Source organism: Microbacterium sp. NRRL B-14842 (assembly GCF_050470785.1).
The window spans coordinates 1-18,231 of sequence record NZ_JBFLUM010000014.1; the positions used below are offsets into that span (position 1 = coordinate 1).

At 71.7% G+C, this 18,231-nt stretch carries 16 protein-coding genes and 7 pseudogenes; 16 read left to right on the forward strand and 7 right to left on the reverse strand.

Translation table 11 applies throughout. The annotated features are described in order from the left end of the window. From AB1285_RS18050 to AB1285_RS18080, 7 genes and pseudogenes are all read right to left on the reverse strand, one after another. Positions 1-1,362, reverse strand: a pseudogene (locus AB1285_RS18050) (DEAD/DEAH box helicase); the annotation flags it as partial. After that, positions 1,359-2,447 (reverse strand): hypothetical protein, encoded by a 1,089-nt coding sequence (locus AB1285_RS18055; RefSeq protein WP_429977587.1) that lies wholly within the window; start codon positions 2,445-2,447, stop codon positions 1,359-1,361. The gene AB1285_RS18055 and the pseudogene AB1285_RS18050, both read right to left, overlap by 4 nt. Positions 2,448-2,515: 68 nt before the next feature. Continuing rightward, entirely contained in the window at positions 2,516-2,662 is a 147-nt protein-coding gene (locus tag AB1285_RS18060) for a hypothetical protein (protein WP_429977588.1), read from the reverse strand. Further along, positions 2,653-2,886, reverse strand: a complete 234-nt coding sequence (locus tag AB1285_RS18065; RefSeq protein ID WP_429977589.1) for a hypothetical protein — start codon at positions 2,884-2,886, stop codon at positions 2,653-2,655. Before AB1285_RS18065 ends, AB1285_RS18060 begins: the two co-directional genes overlap by 10 nt. A 110-nt stretch (positions 2,887-2,996) precedes the next feature. After that, positions 2,997-3,709: pseudogene (gene deoD, locus AB1285_RS18070) on the reverse strand (purine-nucleoside phosphorylase). 13 nt (positions 3,710-3,722) lie between these two features. Beyond that, a pseudogene (locus tag AB1285_RS18075) lies at positions 3,723-4,380 on the reverse strand (DNA alkylation repair protein). Positions 4,381-4,480: 100 nt separating this feature from the next. After that, a pseudogene (locus tag AB1285_RS18080) lies at positions 4,481-5,517 on the reverse strand (FUSC family protein). Between the two features lie 100 nt (positions 5,518-5,617). On the opposite strand from AB1285_RS18080, the gene AB1285_RS18085 reads away from it, so the two are divergent. The 16 genes and pseudogenes from AB1285_RS18085 to AB1285_RS18160 all read left to right on the forward strand — a co-directional run. After that, the gene (locus AB1285_RS18085) at positions 5,618-6,073 is read left to right on the forward strand and encodes an SRPBCC family protein (protein ID WP_187663031.1); all 456 of its coding nucleotides are present in this window, start codon (positions 5,618-5,620) and stop codon (positions 6,071-6,073) included. A 94-nt stretch (positions 6,074-6,167) separates the two neighbouring features. Further along, positions 6,168-7,256 (forward strand): hypothetical protein, encoded by a 1,089-nt coding sequence (locus AB1285_RS18090; RefSeq protein ID WP_370428067.1) that lies wholly within the window; start codon positions 6,168-6,170, stop codon positions 7,254-7,256. A gap of 132 nt (positions 7,257-7,388) precedes the next feature. Next, on the forward strand, positions 7,389-7,607 hold the full coding sequence (locus AB1285_RS18095) for a hypothetical protein (RefSeq protein WP_187663032.1): 219 nt from the start codon (positions 7,389-7,391) through the stop codon (positions 7,605-7,607). A gap of 65 nt (positions 7,608-7,672) precedes the next feature. Further along, positions 7,673-10,537 carry a helix-turn-helix transcriptional regulator gene (locus tag AB1285_RS18100; protein WP_370428066.1) on the forward strand — a complete coding sequence of 955 codons (2,865 nt, stop codon included), beginning with the start codon at positions 7,673-7,675 and terminating at the stop codon, positions 10,535-10,537. Between the two features lie 73 nt (positions 10,538-10,610). Then, positions 10,611-10,814: a cold-shock protein gene (locus AB1285_RS18105; protein ID WP_025104028.1), complete on the forward strand. Its 204-nt coding sequence runs from the start codon at positions 10,611-10,613 to the stop codon at positions 10,812-10,814. Between the two features lie 234 nt (positions 10,815-11,048). Further along, positions 11,049-12,073, forward strand: a pseudogene (locus tag AB1285_RS18110) (iron-siderophore ABC transporter substrate-binding protein). A 32-nt stretch (positions 12,074-12,105) separates the two neighbouring features. Next, positions 12,106-13,149 carry a FecCD family ABC transporter permease gene (locus tag AB1285_RS18115; RefSeq protein ID WP_370428064.1) on the forward strand — a complete coding sequence of 348 codons (1,044 nt, stop codon included), beginning with the start codon at positions 12,106-12,108 and terminating at the stop codon, positions 13,147-13,149. After that, positions 13,146-14,219 (forward strand): FecCD family ABC transporter permease, encoded by a 1,074-nt coding sequence (locus AB1285_RS18120; RefSeq protein WP_370428063.1) that lies wholly within the window; start codon positions 13,146-13,148, stop codon positions 14,217-14,219. The genes AB1285_RS18115 and AB1285_RS18120 overlap by 4 nt, the downstream gene beginning before the upstream one ends. Further along, a pseudogene (locus AB1285_RS18125) lies at positions 14,216-15,017 on the forward strand (ABC transporter ATP-binding protein). Before AB1285_RS18120 ends, AB1285_RS18125 begins: the two are co-directional and overlap by 4 nt. After that, on the forward strand, positions 15,007-15,963 hold the full coding sequence (locus AB1285_RS18130; protein ID WP_429977590.1) for a siderophore-interacting protein: 957 nt from the start codon (positions 15,007-15,009) through the stop codon (positions 15,961-15,963). Before AB1285_RS18125 ends, AB1285_RS18130 begins: the two are co-directional and overlap by 11 nt. 122 nt (positions 15,964-16,085) lie before the next feature. Next, a pseudogene (locus AB1285_RS18135) lies at positions 16,086-16,403 on the forward strand (ATP-binding cassette domain-containing protein); the annotation flags it as partial. Continuing rightward, positions 16,351-16,806 (forward strand): hypothetical protein, encoded by a 456-nt coding sequence (locus AB1285_RS18140; RefSeq protein ID WP_429977591.1) that lies wholly within the window; start codon positions 16,351-16,353, stop codon positions 16,804-16,806. The pseudogene AB1285_RS18135 and the gene AB1285_RS18140, both read left to right, overlap by 53 nt. 248 nt (positions 16,807-17,054) lie before the next feature. Then, positions 17,055-17,237 (forward strand): hypothetical protein, encoded by a 183-nt coding sequence (locus tag AB1285_RS18145; protein ID WP_429977592.1) that lies wholly within the window; start codon positions 17,055-17,057, stop codon positions 17,235-17,237. Beyond that, positions 17,234-17,647: a hypothetical protein gene (locus tag AB1285_RS18150; RefSeq protein ID WP_429977593.1), complete on the forward strand. Its 414-nt coding sequence runs from the start codon at positions 17,234-17,236 to the stop codon at positions 17,645-17,647. Before AB1285_RS18145 ends, AB1285_RS18150 begins: the two co-directional genes overlap by 4 nt. After that, positions 17,644-17,862 (forward strand): hypothetical protein, encoded by a 219-nt coding sequence (locus AB1285_RS18155; RefSeq protein WP_429977594.1) that lies wholly within the window; start codon positions 17,644-17,646, stop codon positions 17,860-17,862. Before AB1285_RS18150 ends, AB1285_RS18155 begins: the two co-directional genes overlap by 4 nt. 253 nt (positions 17,863-18,115) lie before the next feature. Beyond that, a partial coding sequence (locus tag AB1285_RS18160; RefSeq protein WP_429977595.1) for an iron chelate uptake ABC transporter family permease subunit occupies positions 18,116-18,231 on the forward strand: 116 nt, incomplete at its 3' end.

The window sequence follows — 18,231 nt, forward strand, 5'->3', positions numbered from 1 at the left end:
CCCGAACACATCATCGCCCCGGGCGATGACGTTGAGCAGCATCGCGCTGGTGATCTGCATGTGCGAGGTCAGGGTCTCCGGCGTCGCATCGATGAGCTTCCGGAACGACGGCTCTCCCCACGACACGAACCCGTCCGGGGCCTTCTTGCGGATGATCTTCCGCTTCTTCTTCGGGTCGTCGCCGGCCTTGCGGATCGCGGCGAGGTTCTCCGTCTCGTGCTCGGGCGCCTGGGCGACGACGGTACCAGCGGTGTCGTAGCCGGCGCGTCCGGCCCGCCCCGCGATCTGATGGAACTCCCGGGCGTTGAGCTGGCGCATCCGGGTGCCGTCGAACTTCGTCAGCGCGGTGAGCAGCACGGTCCGGATGGGGACGTTGATGCCCACGCCGAGCGTGTCGGTGCCGCAGATCACGCGCAGGAGACCGCGCTGGGCCAGCTGTTCGACGAGCCGGCGGTACTTCGGCAGCATGCCGGCGTGGTGCACGCCGATGCCGGCCCGGAGGGAAGCGGGAGAGCGTCTTGCCGAACGCCGTCGTGAAGCGGAAGCCGCCGATGAGGGCGGCGATCTCGTCCCGCTGCTCACGCGTCGCGACCTTCGTGCTCGACAGGGCCTGGGCCCGCTCCATGGCGGCCGCCTGCGAGAAGTGCACGATGTAGACCGGGGCCTGTCCCGTGTTCAGCAGGTCGTCGATGGTCTCGTGGATGGGCGTCGTCTCGTAGAAGAAGTGCAGCGGGACCGGGCGCTCCACTCCGGTGACCGAGGCGGTCTCCCGTCCTGTGCGACGCGTCAGGTCGGCGGCGAGGGTGGTGACGTCGCCGAGGGTGGCGGACATCAGCACGAACTGGGCCTGGGGGAGCTCGAGGAGCGGCACCTGCCAGGCCCACCCGCGGTCCGGGTCGCCGTAGAAGTGGAACTCGTCCATGACGACGAGGCCGACGTCGGCGGCATCACCCTGCCGCAGCGCCAGGTTCGCGAGGATCTCGGCGGTGCAGCAGATGATGGGGGCGTCCGCGTTCACGGCGGAGTCTCCCGTCACCATGCCCACGTTCTCGGCGCCGAACACCTCTGCCAGCGCGAAGAACTTCTCGCTGACGAGGGCCTTGATCGGCGCGTGTAGTAGCTGCGGCGGCCGCCGACCATCGCCGCGAAGTGGGCTCCGACCGCGACGAGCGACTTTCCGGTGCCCGTCGGCGTGGACAGGATGACGTTCGCGCCGGAGACGATCTCGATGAGCGCCTCGTCCTGCGCGGGGTAGAGGCGGATACCGGTCGACTCCGCCCATTCCACGAACGTCAGGTAGACCGCGTCGGGGTCCGCCGCGTCGGGAACGAGAGAGGGTTCGAGCCGCGGCGTGGGATTCATGGTGCTTCGATCATCCCATCTGCGTCATGTCGCCGATCCGTGACCCCGAGCGCGGTGAGCAGCTCGTACGCCGTGGAGCGCGCGTGCACGATCACGGTCCCGAGCTGCGACGACGAGGCCGACACCGAGAGCAGGAGCTGGCCATACGGCGCGAGGAGGAAGCTCAGCAGGGCCATCTGGTTCTCTCCGATGGACAGCGACACGATGGCCGACAGGGTCGGCTCCGTCCCGCCGGCGATGATCTCGGCTTCGGCTCGCGCGACCCCGAACAGGGAGCCGTTCATCGCCGCGAGCTGCTCGCCGCCGTCCTGGTCGACGCCGAGCGAGGCGATGTGGAGGCCGTCGGCCGTGCCGAGGACCGCGGTCGTCAGCTCCGGGAAGCGCTCCTCCAACTGCTGCAGACGGGTCTGCGCCGACGGGCCGACGATGCGCGACCACAGGGCCCAGTTGCCGGCGACGTCGGGGTGCATGCGGGACGGATCGGGCGTCGCGGCGGCGTCGTGCCGCCGGGCGGGTCCGGTCATGGCTTCTCCTCCGGAAGATCGAGAGCGGCGCCGGCGACACGCATCACGCTGTCGCGGTCGCGCGCGTCGGCCGCGAGGACGCGCGAGGCGGGGATGCCGTGTCGCGCGAGGGGGGGCGGCGAGCGCGCGCCGGATATCGCCGATCGCTCGTCCGGCGGTGTGGCTGACGGCGATCACGACGCGATGCTCCTCGCCCGCGAGAACGTCCAGCCACTCGTCGGCGTCGGCGACGAGGGTGTCGCGGTCGCCGCGCAGCCAGAGCAGCACCCGGGTGCCCGGGATCGAGACGCGCTGCCGTGCCGACGCAAAGCGCTGCTGCCCCGGGATGCCGATGAGCGCGATGGAGACCTCGGGCGTCGGCCGCCAGGTCCCGTAGTCGAGCCCGACCGTCGTGGTGGTCTTGCCGTCACCGCTCGCGAACGACATCGGCACGTCGGTGTCCACCGGCGCGACGTCGCTCAGAGCGCGGACCGCGGTCGTCTTGCCCGCGCCCACCGGACCGGCGAAGATCACCCGGTACCGCTGAGGCAGGTCGGTCCGTCGGCGTCGGGGGCGCCTCATCGTCCGCTCCCCGGGACCGGTCTTTCGCTGTCGCCCTCTCCCGAGGCCGCTCCCCACGGCCTCATGGATCACGCGCCGAGGGCGGCGACCCGGCGGTTCACCGAGGAGCGCAGCAGGGCGAGGTTCGTGGCCTGGCGATCGGCGGCCAGGTAGATGAACAGATCGTCGTCGAGCATCTTGAGCAGGTGCAGCTGCGTGTTCAGCGTCAGCAGCATGTCCTCGAGCTCGCCATCGATGCGAGGGCATCGATCGTGCGCTTCTTGTTCTTCACGATCTCGCTGTTGAACGCGCTCGCGACCTCGAGGTCGAAGTCCGGACGGACGGAGCTCGAGGCGAGCGGCAGCCCTGATTCCAGGTCGACGATCGACGCCCCGATGAATCCGTTGATGTCGCGCTCGATGTCCGCCAGAAGCGTGTTGAGCTGATCTTGCGTGGCCATGGTTCTCCCCAGTCGTCTTCATCGCGCGCAGCAGCGACCGCCCTGTGCGGTCGTCCCCGGCGCCGCGCGACCTGTGAAGTGTATAACGTTACTCGACGAGGGGGCCAGTCTCAGACCGAGGTCGCTGCGCGGAGGGCGATGCGGACCATGTCGCCGAACGTCTGCTCGCGCTCCTGGGCCGTGGTCTCCTCGCCGGTGACGATGTGGTCGCTGACCGTGCAGATCGCGAGGGCGCGGCGCCCGTGGAACGCGGCGAGCGTGTAGAGCCCTGCCGCCTCCATCTCGACGCCGAGGATGCCGTGCCGCACGAAGGGCTCCGTGAGCTCCGGCCGGGTGCTGTAGAACTGGTCGCTCGAGAACAGCGGCCCACGTGCACCGTGGACGACACCGGCTCCGACTCGCTCGCCTCCACCGCCGCGCGCAGCAGGGCGAAGTCGGCGAGCGGGGCGTAGTCGAGGCCGTGGAAGCGCACGCGGTTGATCCCGGAGTCGGTGCTCGCGCCGTTGGCGATGATGATGTCGCGGACCGCGAGCTTCTCGGTCAGCGCGCCGCAGGATCCGACCCGGACGATCGTCTGCACGTCGTACTCCGTGAACAGTTCCGTCGCGTAGATCGCCATCGACGGCTGCCCCATCCCCGAGCCCTGGACGGAGACCCGATGCCCCTCCCAGGTGCCGGTGAAGCCCAGCATGCCGCGCGTCTCCGAGTACAGCTCGGCGTCGTCGAGGAAGGTCTCGGCGATCCACTTCGCCCGCAGCGGATCGCCGGGGAACAGGACGACGGGGGCGATCTGACCGGGTTCCGCGGCGATGTGCGTGCTCATCCGCTCAGCGTACTCAGCCCTCGCGACGCCGGACGATCTCCCCGATCCAGAGGGGCGCGAAGGGCGAGGTGCAGCCGGGGGCGGTGGGGTAGTCGGCCAACACCTGGAGCCGTTCTCCGATCTCCACCGCCCGTCCCCGCAGGTCCGGATGGAAGATGCCGATGTTCGCGAGGGTCTCGTTCATGGCCCACTGCAGGCGCGGCGGGGCCTGCTGCAGGTCGCGGTCGATCAGGTCGAGCAGGTGCGGCAGGTCGAGACCGTCGGCGTCCTTCGTCACCCGGACCGTCGTCAGCGACCACGCGGCGGACGCGACGGTGGATCCGCGTCGTCGAACCAGCGCCGGCGCAGCTCCTCGGCGAGGGGCGACTTCTTGAGCACGTAGTTCACGAACCAGTCGTTCACCTTGGGGGGCCTCGTCTCGCGCAGCATCGTGTCGAGCTCGTCGGCGGTGAAGTCGGCGGACGGCACACGAGCAGGGCCAGAAGCCGGGCGGACGTCTCGCCGGTCGCCCACAGCTCCCGCGCCAGGGCCTGGTCCGTCTTGATGCGCTTCGCGAGGGCGCGCATGCGGCTCAGGTTGATGCCGTGGTCGTCGCCGCGCTTCTCGTTCGCCGCGCGCTGCTTCGGGTCCTCCAGCGCCGCGAGCTCCGCCAGCGCCTCCTCGACTGTCATCCCGCCAGGGTAACCCCGCCGACCCACCCCTTTCGGTGCGCCCCGGCCCGTTGCGGACGCACAGAGGGGCCGGGAGGTGCGAAGGGGGGTGGGTCGGTACTCAGTCTTCGTCGAGGAGCTCGCCGCGGATGCGACGGAGGTCTTCCATGAGGGAGCCGATGAGGATCCAGTGCTGCGAGGACGGCGGACGGATCACGAGCGGAGCGGTCAGCGCGGGGATGGCGGAGGTCAGCGGTTCGGGCTCTGCGGCGGGAGCCGTGGTCTGCACCGCGAGACGCACGTCGTGCCCGGCCCGGCGGAGCTGCTCGGCGATCGCGGCCACCGCGGGCTCCTCGCCGAGCCGGTCGTCGTAGTGGTCGAAGTAGGCCCGCGTCATGCCGATGGTCTGCGTGACGATGGGCGAGAGCCGGTCGAGCAGCGCCCTCAGCTCCTGCAGGTCGGCGCGGTGGGTCGAGCGCCGGGGGTTCAGCGTGAGCGACTCCTCCCCGGCGGCGATCGCGGCTTCGGCGGCGTCCTTCATGGGTCGCAGCAGCCGCACCTCGAGCATGAGCTCCTGCAGCCGCGCCGGAGTCTGCGGGGCGGGCAGGGCGTCCGCGAGACGGTCGAGGCTCGCGGCGAGCTCCCGTCCGAGCAGCCCCAAGTCCCGCCGCGCCGGCTCGACGAGCACCGGTGGCACGATCAGCGCATTCACGACGATGCCGATCACCACCCCGATGAGGGTCTCCCCGATCCGGGCGATCGCGTACTCCGGACTCGACGACCCGAGCGCCAGCACGAGCATCGCCGAGATCGCGACCTGGTTGCCGGTGCCGGGGGACGCCCGGAAGATCCATGCCACGAGCATCGCGACGACGATCGCGAGCAGCACGATCCAGCTCGGCGAGCCGAGGAGCAGGCCGAGGCGACAGCGATCACCACGCCGACGATCACGCCGATGCTGCGCTCCAGCGCCTTCGACAGCGACTGGTTGACGCTGGGCTGCACGACCAGCAGCGCGGCGATCGCGGCGAACACCGGCAGCTGCCCGGGGAAGACCAAGCCCGCGATCAGCCACGCGGCGATGGTCGCCGCGGCCGACTTCACCACCTGCAGCAGGGGGGAGCGCTGGGAGGCGCGGATCGCGGCGGGGATGCGCATGACCTCCACGGTAGTCGCGCCGATGTCAACCCATCGCCGATCTCGCCCGCAGCGGGCTGAATGGAAGCACACGAACGACGAACAAGTGAGGAGCATCCCCATGGTGCAGATCATCGAGACCATCGACGTCGACGTTCCCGTCCGCACGGCGTACAACCAGTGGACGCAGTTCGAGAGCTTCCCGAAGTTCCTCGACGAGGTCGTCTCCATCACGCAGATCGACGCGACCCACACGCACTGGAAGGTGAACGTGGGGGGCGCGGAGCGTGAGTTCGACGCCGAGATCACCGAGCAGCACCCGGATGAGCGCGTCGCGTGGAACAGCGTCGGCGGCGAGACCGAGCACGCGGGCGTCGTGACGTTCCACAAGATCGACGAGAACACCACGCGTGTGACCGTCCAGCTCGACTGGGCGCCGGAGGGACTCCTGGAGAAGGTCGGTGCCCTGGTCGGCGCCGGATCCCACGCGGTGAAGAAGGACCTGAAGAACTTCAAGGAGTTCATCGAGGGCCGTGGCGTCGAGACCGGCGCCTGGCGCGGTGACGTGGACGCCTGACGCATCCTCTTCGAGGCCCGGACCGCTGCGCGCGGCCCGGGCCTCGTCGCGTGTGAGGGCTGCGGGCGTCGGAGGGGCGTGCTTGCATGGGCGCATGGACACGAGGGAGCGTCTGCGCGGCGAGGGGCGTGCCGTGCTCGCGACCGTGGTCTGCTTCGTCGGGGGAGCTCTCGCCGGGGCGCTGCTCCTCGCCGGCCCGCCGCGGCCGCTGACGGGTGAGGGAGGACTGGCGCTGCCCGCTGCGGGGGTCGCCGGCAGTGTCGCGGCCCTGGCCTTCGTCGTCAGCACTCTCCTGCACCGTCGCGATGAGCCAGCCGCGATGCCGCGCTGGCAACGGGTCGTGTCGCGCCTCTCGGCCGCCGCCCTCACCGTCGCGTTCGGGGCGGTGACGGCGATGGGCGTGCTGCTCACGGCCGAGGTGCTCGCGGCGGGCCTGCGCGGCCTCGCGCTCGGAGCCATCGGCGGCGGGCTGCTCACGGGGGTCGCGGCCGCGGTCGGCGGACGACTCGCCTTCGGTGCGGGAATCGGGCTCCGGACCGCGGACCTCGCCGGGCTCCTGTTCGGGTTCCTCGTGATCGGCACGCTGTTCGCGATGGTGACCGCCGTCGACCCCCGGTGGTGGGAGGAGAACTTCTCGCAGCTCGGGGTGGGGTGGGCGTTCAACGGCACCCTCGTCGTCGCCGGGCTGCTGGTCGCCACCGTCGGCTCGTACATCGGTCGCGATCTGCATCGGCTGCTCGGGGACCACGCGCTGTCCCGGATCGCGACCGTGGTCGTGCTGTGGGCGGCGGCCGGACTCGCTCTCGCCGCGGTCGGGGTCCTGCCGCTGTATCGAGCCCCCGTGCCGCACGACATCGCAGCCGTCGCGGCACTGCTCCTCTTCCTCGGGGCTGCCGCGGCGACGACTTTGATCGTCCCCGGTCGGCCCCTGGCCCTCGTGGTGACCTCCGTCGCCGTCGGGGTGCTCGTGGTCGGGGCCGTGCTGCTGTGGTGGCCGCTCGGCTTCTTCCCGGTGACCGCGGTGGAGGCGGCCGTCGTCGGGCTCGGACTGCTGTGGATGACGACGCTCGTGCGGGTGCTCGCGATCGTCGTGCCGGAGGGGACCCGTCCGTCCGCGCGGCCCTCGCTCTGGGAGGGCGGGCGTTCGCGCGGGCTCAGGCGGGTGGGTGGACCAGGAGCCTGATGCGGCGCGGGGGCCTGCGTCGGCGTAGGGAGGTGGGCGGGAAGAGGGCGCGGAAGATAGGGCATCCGTCCGATGTCGAGGGGGCACCTCAGAGCGGAGTGTAGGGATACACCGAACCGTCGAGGAGACATCATGTTCGAGCACCCCTCCCTCATCCATCAGGTCACCGTCTTCGAGCAGGAGCAGATCGAGCGCGCGGTCGCCCGGCGCCGGATGCTCATCGAGCACGCGGACCAGATCGTGCCGCGTCCTGCGGGTCCGCTGCGCCGGCTGCTGCGCCTCGGACGCGGGCGAGCGTCGGCGCCGCAGGCTCCGCGCACAGCGGCGTGCGATCCGGCCGTCGCCCGATGACGGACGGCGTCGTCCTGTCCTTCCCCGGCCCTCCGGATGTCCGCGGGCAGTGGCACGATGGGTCCATGGCCCCAGCCCCCACCGCCGCGATGGTCGGGCGTGATGCCGAGCTCGCCGGGATGCGCCGCCTGTTCGACGGCGTGCGCCAGGGTGTGCCCGCCGCGCTGCTCGTGGAGGGCGAGGCGGGGATCGGCAAGTCCCGGCTGGTGCGGGAGTTCAGCGCCGAGATCGCGACCGCGGCCGACGTGCACGGGGGCTGGTGCCTCGACCTCGGCACCTCGCGCGCCCCGTTCGGCCCGCTCGCCGGCATCCTCCGCTCGCTCGTGGAGCGGCTGGGCGCGGAGCGTGTGCGCGAGGCGGTCGGCGTGGGCGTCGAGGCTCTCGGCATGCTGCTGCCCGAGCTCGTCGACGCTCCCGCCGCTCGCGACCGCACCAGCCCCGAACGCCTGCGCGACGCGATCGCCTCCCTCATCGAGGCCGCCACGGAGCTGGCGCCGCAGGTCATCGTCGTCGAAGACCTGCACTGGGCCGACGACTCGACCCTCGCGATCCTCTCCTTCCTGCTGCGCACGCTCGACCGTGGCCGCCTCCTGCTGCTCATCACCTGCCGCACCGACGATGTGCGCCGAGGCGACGCGGTGAGCCGGTTCATCGGCGAGGCCACGAGGGCGCGGCTGCTCGAACGGATGACCGTGCCGCGCCTCGACGACCATGCGGTCGGCGAGCTGGTTGCACAGATCACGGGACGCGCGCCGACCGCGACTGCGCTGGAGCGGCTGCAGGTGCGCGCGGAGGGCGTCCCCTTCTTCGTCGAGGAGATCGCCGGGTGCGCCCAGGGCCCCCTGCCGGAGAGCCTGCGCGACCTGCTGCTCGCCCGCTTCGACCGCCTCGGCGACGACGCGCGCCGGGTGGTGCAGGTGATGTCCGGCGCCGAGCGGCCGCTCACGGATCCGCTGCTGCTGCGCCTCGTCGATCTTCCGGAGGATCGTGTCGAAGACGCCGTCCGTGAGGCCGTGCGCAGCGGCATCATCGTCGTGGGCGAAGACGACTACCGGTTCCGCCACGCACTGCTGCGGGAGGCCGTGCACGGCGATCTGCTCCCCGGCGAGAGGGCGCGGCTGCACCGGGCCTACGCCGAGGCGTTGGAGGAGGGCGGGGGCGACGACGCGGCGGCGTCGGCCTACCACTGGCAGCTCGCGCAGGACGATCGTCGTGCGATCGCGGCCGCCGCCGACGCCATGCGGCAGGCGAAGGCCCAGTACGCCTTCGCCAGCGCGGCGCGGTTCGGGGAGCTCGTCCTCGAGCTCTGGCCGCTCGTGCCGGACGCGGCGGAGGCGACGGGCTTCGCGCGTCTCGACCTCCTCCACGTGCTCGGGTCGGTCCTGCGCAACGCCGGCGACGGGGAGCGCGCGCTCGCGGTCGCCAACGTCGCGCTGAGCGAGGTCGACGCGGCGACGGTCGACCCGCGACTGCACGCCCGGCTGCTGCGCAACAAGGCGCTGTACCTCGTCAACCTCGGGCGTCTCGGAGCCGTCCCGTTGCTTCAGGAGGCGTTGGCGCTCGCCGAGCGGGTCGACGACGACGTGTTCCGTGCGGAACTGCTGAATCAGCTCGCGAGTCGTCGCATGATCGCGGGTGACCGGGAGGAAGCCATCCGCCTCGCCGACGAGGCGGAGCGCCGGGCGGCGGGCGCCCCGACGACGGACCAGCTCTCGATCGCCGCGAACGTCCGTGGCGGGTCGCTGGCGCACCTCGGACGGGTCGCGGAGGGGGTGCGCGAGTACGGACGGGCACGCGACCTCGCCGCCGGATCGACGGCCGAGATGCGTTACCGCGTCAACTACTCCGACCTGCTGACGCTGCTGGGCCGCTACCGGGAGGCGGTCGCCGTCGCGGAGGAGGGTCTGCGGCGAGCCCGTGAGCTCCGCGTCGAGCGCACCTCGGGCTCGATCATGGCGCAGAACATGATCGTGCCGCTGCTGGAGCTCGGGGAGATCGACCAGGTCGAGGACATGCTGGCCCGCGATTTCCTGCAGGGCACGCTGCGGGTGTTCCGGATGTACGTGAGCATGACCCGGGTGCGGGTGCTCGCCTGGCGGGGCCGGGCCGCGGAAGCCGCGGAGACCCTGCGGGAGTGGCTGCCGGCGTTCGAGGAGACGGGGGTCTCGGAGCGGCAGATCTGGTACGACCGGATCACGATGCAGGTCGCCGTCACCGAGAGTCAGGGCGACCTCCGCGGAGCGCTCGACGTGATCTTGGCGATGCTGGAGGACGAGCGTCCGGCGTTGCTGCATCAGCGGCGGCTGCTCCTGGAGGCGGGGGCCCTCGTGACGGCGCTGCGTGCGGGCGGCGCGGACGTCGAGGCGGCGGCCGCGGCGGTGCGGACGGCGTGGGAGGCGCAGCCGCCGGAACTCCAGGACGACGCGTGGTCGACGGTGCTGCACGCCCTGCTCGAACCGGAGCCGGCGGTGGTCGACGAGGCGCTGGTGTGTGCGGACGGGGACGACGTTCCGGTGACGTTCCGGGTGGTGCTCCGGCTCGAGCGGGCCCGGCTGCACGTCGCCGCCGGGGAGCGCGCCGAGGCGGCTGCCGTGCTGGCCACGGCGACGGCGATCGCTGAGCGCCTCGGCCACGTGCCGCTGCAGAAGGCACTGACACGGTTCGGCGATGCGTCCGGGGTACGTCCGACCGGACCCCGCGAGGCCGACGCGGAGCAGCTGACGGCCAGGGAGCGGCAGGTACTCGCCCTGATCTCTGAGGGCCTGAGCAACCGCCAGATCGGGGAGCGCCTGTTCATCAGTGTGAAGACCGTCAGCGTGCACGTCTCGGCGGTGCTGCGCAAACTCGGTGTCAGCACGCGCACCGAAGCGGCACTCGCCCATCGCACGGCCGAAGAGGCGGCATCCGGTCAGTCGGCCGTGGTAGCGTGACCGAGCATGCATGTCGGATCATCGGCATGATGCAGGCCGCGCGAGCGGCCGGTCAACAGAAAGTAGAAAACACATGGCCACTGGCACTGTGAAATGGTTCAACGCAGAGAAGGGCTTCGGCTTCATCGCTCCCGATGACGGCACCGAGGACCTCTTCGCCCACTACTCGGCTATCGCCGGCTCCGGTTTCAAGGAGCTCCGCGAGAACCAGAAGGTCGAATTCGACGCTGAGCGTGGCCCCAAGGGCATGCAGGCGGCGAACATCCGCGCTCTCTGAGCGTGCGCTGACTTCCTGAAGCCGGCCGGATCCGTACGGGTCCGGCCGGCTTTTTCGTTGCCCCGACACCTTCGAATCGCCCACTTTGCGGCATCCGGGCGCCGGATGGGACAAGGTGAGCGATTCGAAACGGGAGTGAGGCAGCCCTAACCTCCGTGTTAGATTAGGCGAGGCTTACCAAAGGCCGGACGCTCTCGCGTCGACACCCCATCTCCCATCCCGAAGGGAACGCCTGTGCGCACCTCTCGACTTCTCGCCCTCGGCGCGGCCGCCGCGCTCGCCGTGACGCTCTCCGCCTGCTCGTCCTCCGCGCCGGAGTCGACCGCGTCCGCCGGGAGCAACCCGGCCTCCGACGACGCGTTCCCGGTCACCATCGAGCACGTCTACGGCGAGACGACCATCGACGAGAAGCCCGAGCGCGTGGCGACCATCGCGTGGGCGAACCACGAGGTGCCCCTGGCCCTCGGCATCGTCCCGGTCGGCATGAGCAAGGCCACCTGGGGCGACGACGACGACAACGGCATCCTGCCCTGGGTGGAGGAGAAGCTCGACGAGCTCGGCGGCGAGACCCCGGTGCTCTTCGACGAGACCGACGGCATCGACTACGAGGCGGTGGCCGACACCGAGCCCGATGTCATCCTCGCCGCCTACTCCGGCCTCACGCAGGAGGAGTACGACACGCTCTCCAAGATCGCCCCGGTCGTCGCCTACCCCGACGTCGCGTGGGGCACGTCCGTCGACGACATGGTCGAGATGAACTCCAAGGCCCTGGGGCTCGATGCTGAGGGCGAGGCCCTGATCGAGGACCTGCACGCCGACGCCGACGCGGCCCTCGCGGCCAACAGCGCGCTCGAGGGCAAGAAGGTGCTGTTCGCCTACTTCGACCCGAGCGACCTGAGCCAGATCGGCTACTACACCGCGGCCGACACGCGCCCCGGCTACCTGCACGACCTCGGCCTGCCGCTCCCCGCGATCGTGGAGGAGAACGAGGACAGCGACCAGTTCTACCTGCAGGTGAGCGCCGAGGAGGCGCAGAAGTTCGACGACGTCGACGTGCTCGTGACCTACGGCGACGACTCCACTCTCGCCACGCTGCAGGCCGACCCGCTGCTGTCGAAGATCCCGGCCATCGCGGAGGGCCGCGTCGCGATCCTCCCGACGCCACCCCCATCGCCGCATCGGCGAACCCGTCGGCGCTGTCGATCCCGTGGGGTCTCGAGGACTACCTGGCCATCCTCGCCGCGCCGCTCGCGAAGTAAGCTCCGCGTCCGCCCCCCAGCGGAGAGTCGTCGTGATCTCAGCACCCGTTCTCGCGCCGGACGCCGCCACCCTGCGGCGTCCGGCGGTGGTACGCACCCTCTGGCTGCTCGCCGGGGTCGGTGTGATCCTCGTGCTCGTCGTGCTCTCGGTGTCGTTCGGGGTGCGGGCGGTCACCCTCGACGACATCCTCGCGGCGCTCTCCGGGCAGTCGGACACGATCGCTCAGGCCGCGGTCGTCAAGCGCATCCCCCGCACGGTGCTCGCGCTCCTCGTGGGGGCGGCCCTCGCCCTCGCGGGAGCGACGATGCAGGCCGTCACCCGCAACCCCGTCGCCGACCCCGGCATCCTGGGGGTCTCGAACGGCGCTTCGTTCGCGGTCGTCCTCGGCATCGCGTTCTTCGGACTCAGCAATCCCTACGGGCAGATGGCCTTCGCGATCGTGGGCGCCGCGGCGGCCGCCGTGTTCGTCTACACCGTCGGCTCCCTCGGCCGTGGCGGGGCCACCCCGCTCAAGCTGGCCCTCGCGGGGGCGGCGACCTCCGCCGCGTTCGCCTCGCTCATCAGCGCGGTCATGCTGCCGCGGGTCGACCTGCTCCAGACGTTCCAGTCGTGGCAGATCGGCGGCGTCGGCGGGGCGGAGTGGCCGCGGATCGCGATCACCGCCCCGGTCCTCGCGGTCGGCGCCCTCATCTGCTTCCTGTCTGCACGCGGCATGAACTCCCTCGCCCTCGGTGACGACATGGCCAAGGGGCTCGGCGAGCACGTGCTGCGCACCCGGATGCTGTCGGCCCTCGGTGCGGTCATCCTGGCCGGCGCGGCGACGGCGATCGCAGGGCCGATCGGGTTCGTCGGGCTCATCGTCCCCCACATGTGCCGGATGCTCGTGGGCACAGACCACCGCTGGCTGCTGCCGTTCTCGGCCCTCGCCGGCGCCGCGCTGCTCACCGCGAGCGACATCGTCGGACGCGTGATCTCGCCGTCGTCCGAGGAGATCCAGGTGGGTATCATCACGGCGATCATCGGGGCGCCGTTCTTCATCTGGATCGTCCGCCGACAGAAGGTGCGGGAGCTGTGAGCACGACCGAGCACACCCTCGTCCGCGGCGACGAGTCCGCCGCCGCCCGCACCGCGCGTGTCATCGCCGGCCGCCGGGCACGCCACCGCCGTCATGCCGTGGTCACCGTCGCGCTCGGGGCCGTCGTGGTCGTGCTCTTCACGGTGGCGCTCATGGTCGGCAACACGTTCTACCCGCTCGACGAGGTCGTCCGCGTGATCCTCGGCGAGACGGTGCCCGGTGCGTCGTTCACCGTCGGCGACCTGCGCCTGCCGCGCGCCGTCCTCGCGATCCTCACCGGCCTCGCGTTCGGCATGGCGGGCGTCACCTTCCAGACCATGCTGCGCAACCCGCTCGCCTCCCCGGACATCATCGGCATCTCGAACGGCGCCGGTGCCGCCGCGGTGTTCGGCATCGTCGTGCTCTCGCTCAACGGCCCCGCCGTCTCGCTCCTCGCGCTCGTCGGTGCCCTCGTCACCGCGCTGGCGATCTACCTCCTCGCCATCAAGGGCGGCTTCGCGGGCACCCGCCTCATCCTCATCGGGATCGGCGTCGCGGCGATGCTGCAGAGCGTCATCTCCTACCTGCTGTCCCGGGCCGCGAACTGGGACATCCAGACCGCGATGCAGTGGCTCACCGGCAGCCTCAACAACGCGTCGTGGGAGCGGGTGCTGCCGATGGCGATCGCCGCCGCGATCCTCGTGCCGCTGCTGCTCTCGCAGGGCCGGGCGCTGGGCACGCTCCAGCTCGGGGACGAGTCCGCCGCGGGGCTCGGCGTGCGGGTCACCGCCACGCGCCTCGTCTTCATCCTCGGCGCCGTGGCCCTCCTCGCCTTCGCGACCGCTGCCACCGGGCCGATCGCGTTCGTCGCGTTCATGGCGGGACCCATCGCCGCGCGGCTCACCGGTCCCGGTGCCACGCTGCTGCTGCCCAGCGGCCTCGTCGGCGCGGTGCTCGTGCTCGGCGGCGACCTCATCGCCCAGTTCGCGCTCGGCGCGCGGTACCCGGTCGGCGTGGTCACCGGCGTCGTCGGCGCGCCGTACCTCATCTACCTGCTCATCCGCACCAACCGCACCGGAGGCTCGCTGTGACCGCCGCCCACCGCCTGTCCGCCGAGGGGGTCACCCTCTCCTACGGCGACCGCACCGTGGTCGAGGGCCTCGACCTGCAGATCGCGCCGGGGAAGATCACCACGATCGTCGGCGCCAACGGCTGCGGCAAGTCGACGCTGCTGCGCGCCCCTCGCCCGCCTGTTGTCGCCGGGGGACGGGGAGGTCGTGCTCGACGGGAAGTCCATCCACGCCCGCCCCACGAAGGAGGTCGCGCGCATCCTCGGTCTGCTGCCGCAGTCGCCCGTGGCCCCCGAGGGCATCGCCGTCGCGGACCTCGTCGGTCGCGGGCGTCATCCCCATCAGCGGGCACTGTCGCGGTGGAGCGCGCACGACTACGAGGTCGTCGCCGACGCCCTGGACGCGACCGGGATCAGCGACCTCGCCGACCGCAGCGTGGACGAGCTCTCCGGCGGTCAGCGGCAGCGCGTCTGGATCGCGATGGCCCTCGCGCAGGAGACCGACATCCTGCTGCTGGACGAGCCGACGACGTTCCTCGACGTCGCCCACCAGGTCGAGGTGCTCGACCTGCTCACCGACCTCAGCGTCGCGCGCGGCACCACGATCGTCATGGTGCTGCACGACCTCAACCTCGCCGCACGCTACGCCGACGAGCTGGTGGCCATGAAAGACGGCCGCGTGCACGCGATCGGCGCCCCGCAGGACGTCGTCACCGCCGAGCTCGTGCAGGAGGTCTTCGGCCTCCCCAATCAGATCACCATCGACCCGGTCTCCGGCAAGCCGATGGTCACCCCCATCGGAAGGCATCATGTCCGCTGAATCCACCACGACCGAGCGCCCGACCTACATTCTCACCCGCGCCGAGGTGCGCGGCGTCGACCGCGTCTCCCCGTCGTTCGTGCGGGTGACGCTCGGCGGCGAGGAGCTCAGCGAGCTGGGGACCCCCGGCGCGGTCTACGACAGCCGGGTCAAGCTCGTCTTCCCGCCCGCGTCCGGCGTGCTCGCGGAGATCGACCGGTCGACGTACGACTGGTGGGGCTCGTACCTCGCCGTCCCGGAGGAGGAGCGCGGCTCGATGCGCACCTACTCCGTGCGCGAGCTGCGGGTCGCCGACGACGGCCGCACCGAGGTCGACATCGACTTCGTGCTGCACCTCGAGCCCGGACTCACCGGTCCGGCCTCGCGGTGGGCGAGCACCGCCGCGGTGGGTCAGGAGCTGTGGCTGGTCGGCCCGCGCCGCGGCGTCGTCGCGCACGGCGGGGCGGAGTACGCGCCGGGGGCGGCGACCTCGGTGGTCCTCGTCGGCGATGAGACCGCGGCCCCCGCCATCGCCCGGATCCTGGAGGACGCCCCGCGTGACCTCCGCGGCGTCGCCTTCATCGAGGTGCCGTCGCCCGCCGACGTGCTCGCGATCGACGTGCCGGCCGGGGTCGACGTGCACTGGCTCCCGCGCGACATCGGCGAGCCCCACGGCCTTCGGCCTCATCCCCGCGGTGCTCGAGTATCTGGGGATGACGACGCGGGGACGAGATCCGGGTTCACCGACATCGAGGGGGAGGACCTCCTGTGGGAGACCCCCGAGTACTCGAGGTTGGGGGAGGAGATCCCCCGTGAGGACGACCGCGCCGGCCGCTACTTCTGGATCGCGGGCGAGAGCGGTGTCGTGACGACGCTGCGTCGGCACCTCGTGAAGGACCTCGGCGTCGATCGCGCGCAGGTCGCCTTCATGGGCTACTGGCGCCGCGGCGTCGCGATGCGGGGCTGAGATGACCGAGGCCATCGATCGCCACAGCCTGGAGGGGGAGTCCCTCGTCCTCGGCTACGGCCGCACCCGGGTCGTGCACGACGTATCCCTGCGCCTCGCGCCGGGCCGGGTGACCCACGCTGATCGGACCGAACGGCAGCGGCAAGTCGACCGTCCTCCGCGCTCTCGCGCGGCTGCACCGCATCGAGGCGGGGACCGTGCGCGTCGGCGGCGCGGAGTCGCGCGACGCCGCCGCCCTCTCCGCCAAGGAGTTCGCGAAGACCGTCGCGATGCTGTCGCAGTCCCGGCCGCACCCGTCCGGGATCGAGGTCTCCGACGTCGTCGCCTACGGCCGCCACCCGCACCGCGGACGGTTCTCCGGCGTGAGCGACGCCGACCGAGCGGCCCGTGGCGCGCGCCCTCGCCCTCACCGGCCTCTCCGCCATGGCCGCCCGTCGGTCGACCAGCTCTCCGGCGGCGAGCTGCAGCGCGTCTGGCTGGCGACCGCACTCGCCCAGGACACCGGGGGTGCTGCTGCTCGACGAGCCGACCAACCACCTCGACCTGCGCTACCAGGTGGAGACCCTCGACCTGGTGCGGGAGCTCGCCGACGACCACGGCACCGCGCTCGGCGTCGTGCTGCACGACCTCGACCACGCCGCCTCGGTCGCCGACGACGTCGTGCTGATGCACCGCGGCCGGGTCCACGCGGCGGGGGCGCCCGCCGAAGTGCTCACCGGCGAGAACCTCTCGCACGTGTACGGCCTGCGCATCGACACCGCCCTCGACGAGGAGACCGGGCTGGTGCGGGTGCGTCCGCGCGGTCGCCACCACGGTCGCCTCCGCGCCCCCTCCGCCTCCTGATCCCGACCCCTGAAGGAACCACCGATGAAGAAGACCTCCCTCGCCGTGCTCGCCCTGGGCGGCGCCCTCACCCTCGCGCTCGCCGGCTGCGGCACCACGCAGACGCCGTCCGCCGAGGGATCGGACGCCCGACCTCGACGAGCGCGGGCTGCACGGACGACACCACGAGCACCTCGACCGGGGCGGTCTCCGTCACCGACGACCTCGGCCGCACGGTCGAGCTCGACACGCCGGCCGAGCGGATCGCGGTGCTCGAGTGGCAGCAGATCGAGGACGCCCTGTCGCTGTGCGTGACGCCGGTCGCGGTGGCCGACGCCGAGGGGTACAGCACCTGGGTCACCGCGGAGGAGCTGCCGGAGGGCATCGTCGACGTGGGCACCCGCCAGGAGCCGAACCTGGAGACGCTGTTCGGCACCGACCCGACCTCGTGATCGTCGAGGTCAGTGCCGCGGACGACCCCATCGTCGCGCAGCTCGAGGCCTACGACGTGCCCGTGCTCGCGACGATCGGCGCCGATGCGAAGGACCCGATCGCCAAGATGCTGAACACCTTCGACCTCATCGCCCAGGTCACCGGCCGCGGGGAGCGGGCCGACGTCGTCACCGAGGAGTTCCAGGAGCACCTCGACACCGCGAAGGCCGAGCTCGCCGACCGCGACCTCGCCACCACCGACTTCGTGTTCTTCGACGGCTGGGTCGACGGCGGCAACGTGGCGCTGCGTCCGTTCGGCCAGGGTTCGCTCGTCGGCGAGGTGGGCGAGGAGCTCGGGGCTGACGAACGCCTGGACCGGCGAGGTCGACCCCCGTGTACGGCCTCGGGCAGACCGATGTCGAGGGCATGACGACGGTCGGCGACGCGAACCTGTTCTACACCAGCACCGCGGACCCGGATTCCGAGAGCTTCGTCGACGCCCTCGCGGACAACCCCGCGTGGACCTCGCTCCCCGCGGTGGCGGAGGACCGCCTGACCGCGTTCCCGGCAGGTATCTGGACCTTCGGCGGCCCGCGCTCGACCGCGCAGATCATCGACGGCTACCTCGAGGTGCTCTCGAAGTGACGGAGACCCTCCGCCTCGACGACGCGACGGCGACCGCGGAGCCTGACGCCCCGGCGTCCGCCGTCCGCGTGGGGGCGGAGGGTCGGAAGCCCGCGGTGTGGACGGGCGTCGGCGTGCTCGTCGCTCTCGCCGTCGTGCTGGTGGCGGTCGCCTGCTGGCACCTCACGCAGGGCACGAGCGGCGCGGTGTTCGCCGACGCCGACGTCCTCTGGGGATCGCGGGTGCCGCGGCTCGCCGCCGGCGTCGCGTGGGCGTGGCCCTCGGCGTCGCCGGCATCCTGCTGCAGTCCCTCGCCCGCAATGCCCTCGCGTCACCCGACACGCTCGGCGTGACCGCCGGGGCCTACCTCGCCGTCACGGCGCTCGCCGC

Coding starts and splice junctions, on each gene's coding strand:
- AB1285_RS18100 (WP_370428066.1), top strand. CDS start 7,673: ATGGCCCCAGCCCCCACCGCCGCGATGGTCGGGCGTGATGCCGAGCTC.
- AB1285_RS18105 (WP_025104028.1), top strand. CDS start 10,611: ATGGCCACTGGCACTGTGAAATGGTTCAACGCAGAGAAGGGCTTCGGC.
- AB1285_RS18055 (WP_429977587.1), bottom strand. CDS start 2,447: ATGAGGCGCCCCCGACGCCGACGGACCGACCTGCCTCAGCGGTACCGG.
- AB1285_RS18155 (WP_429977594.1), top strand. CDS start 17,644: ATGACGACGGTCGGCGACGCGAACCTGTTCTACACCAGCACCGCGGAC.
- AB1285_RS18090 (WP_370428067.1), top strand. CDS start 6,168: ATGGACACGAGGGAGCGTCTGCGCGGCGAGGGGCGTGCCGTGCTCGCG.
- AB1285_RS18065 (WP_429977589.1), bottom strand. CDS start 2,886: ATGGCCACGCAAGATCAGCTCAACACGCTTCTGGCGGACATCGAGCGC.
- AB1285_RS18095 (WP_187663032.1), top strand. CDS start 7,389: ATGTTCGAGCACCCCTCCCTCATCCATCAGGTCACCGTCTTCGAGCAG.
- AB1285_RS18060 (WP_429977588.1), bottom strand. CDS start 2,662: ATGCTGCTGACGCTGAACACGCAGCTGCACCTGCTCAAGATGCTCGAC.
- AB1285_RS18130 (WP_429977590.1), top strand. CDS start 15,007: ATGTCCGCTGAATCCACCACGACCGAGCGCCCGACCTACATTCTCACC.
- AB1285_RS18085 (WP_187663031.1), top strand. CDS start 5,618: ATGGTGCAGATCATCGAGACCATCGACGTCGACGTTCCCGTCCGCACG.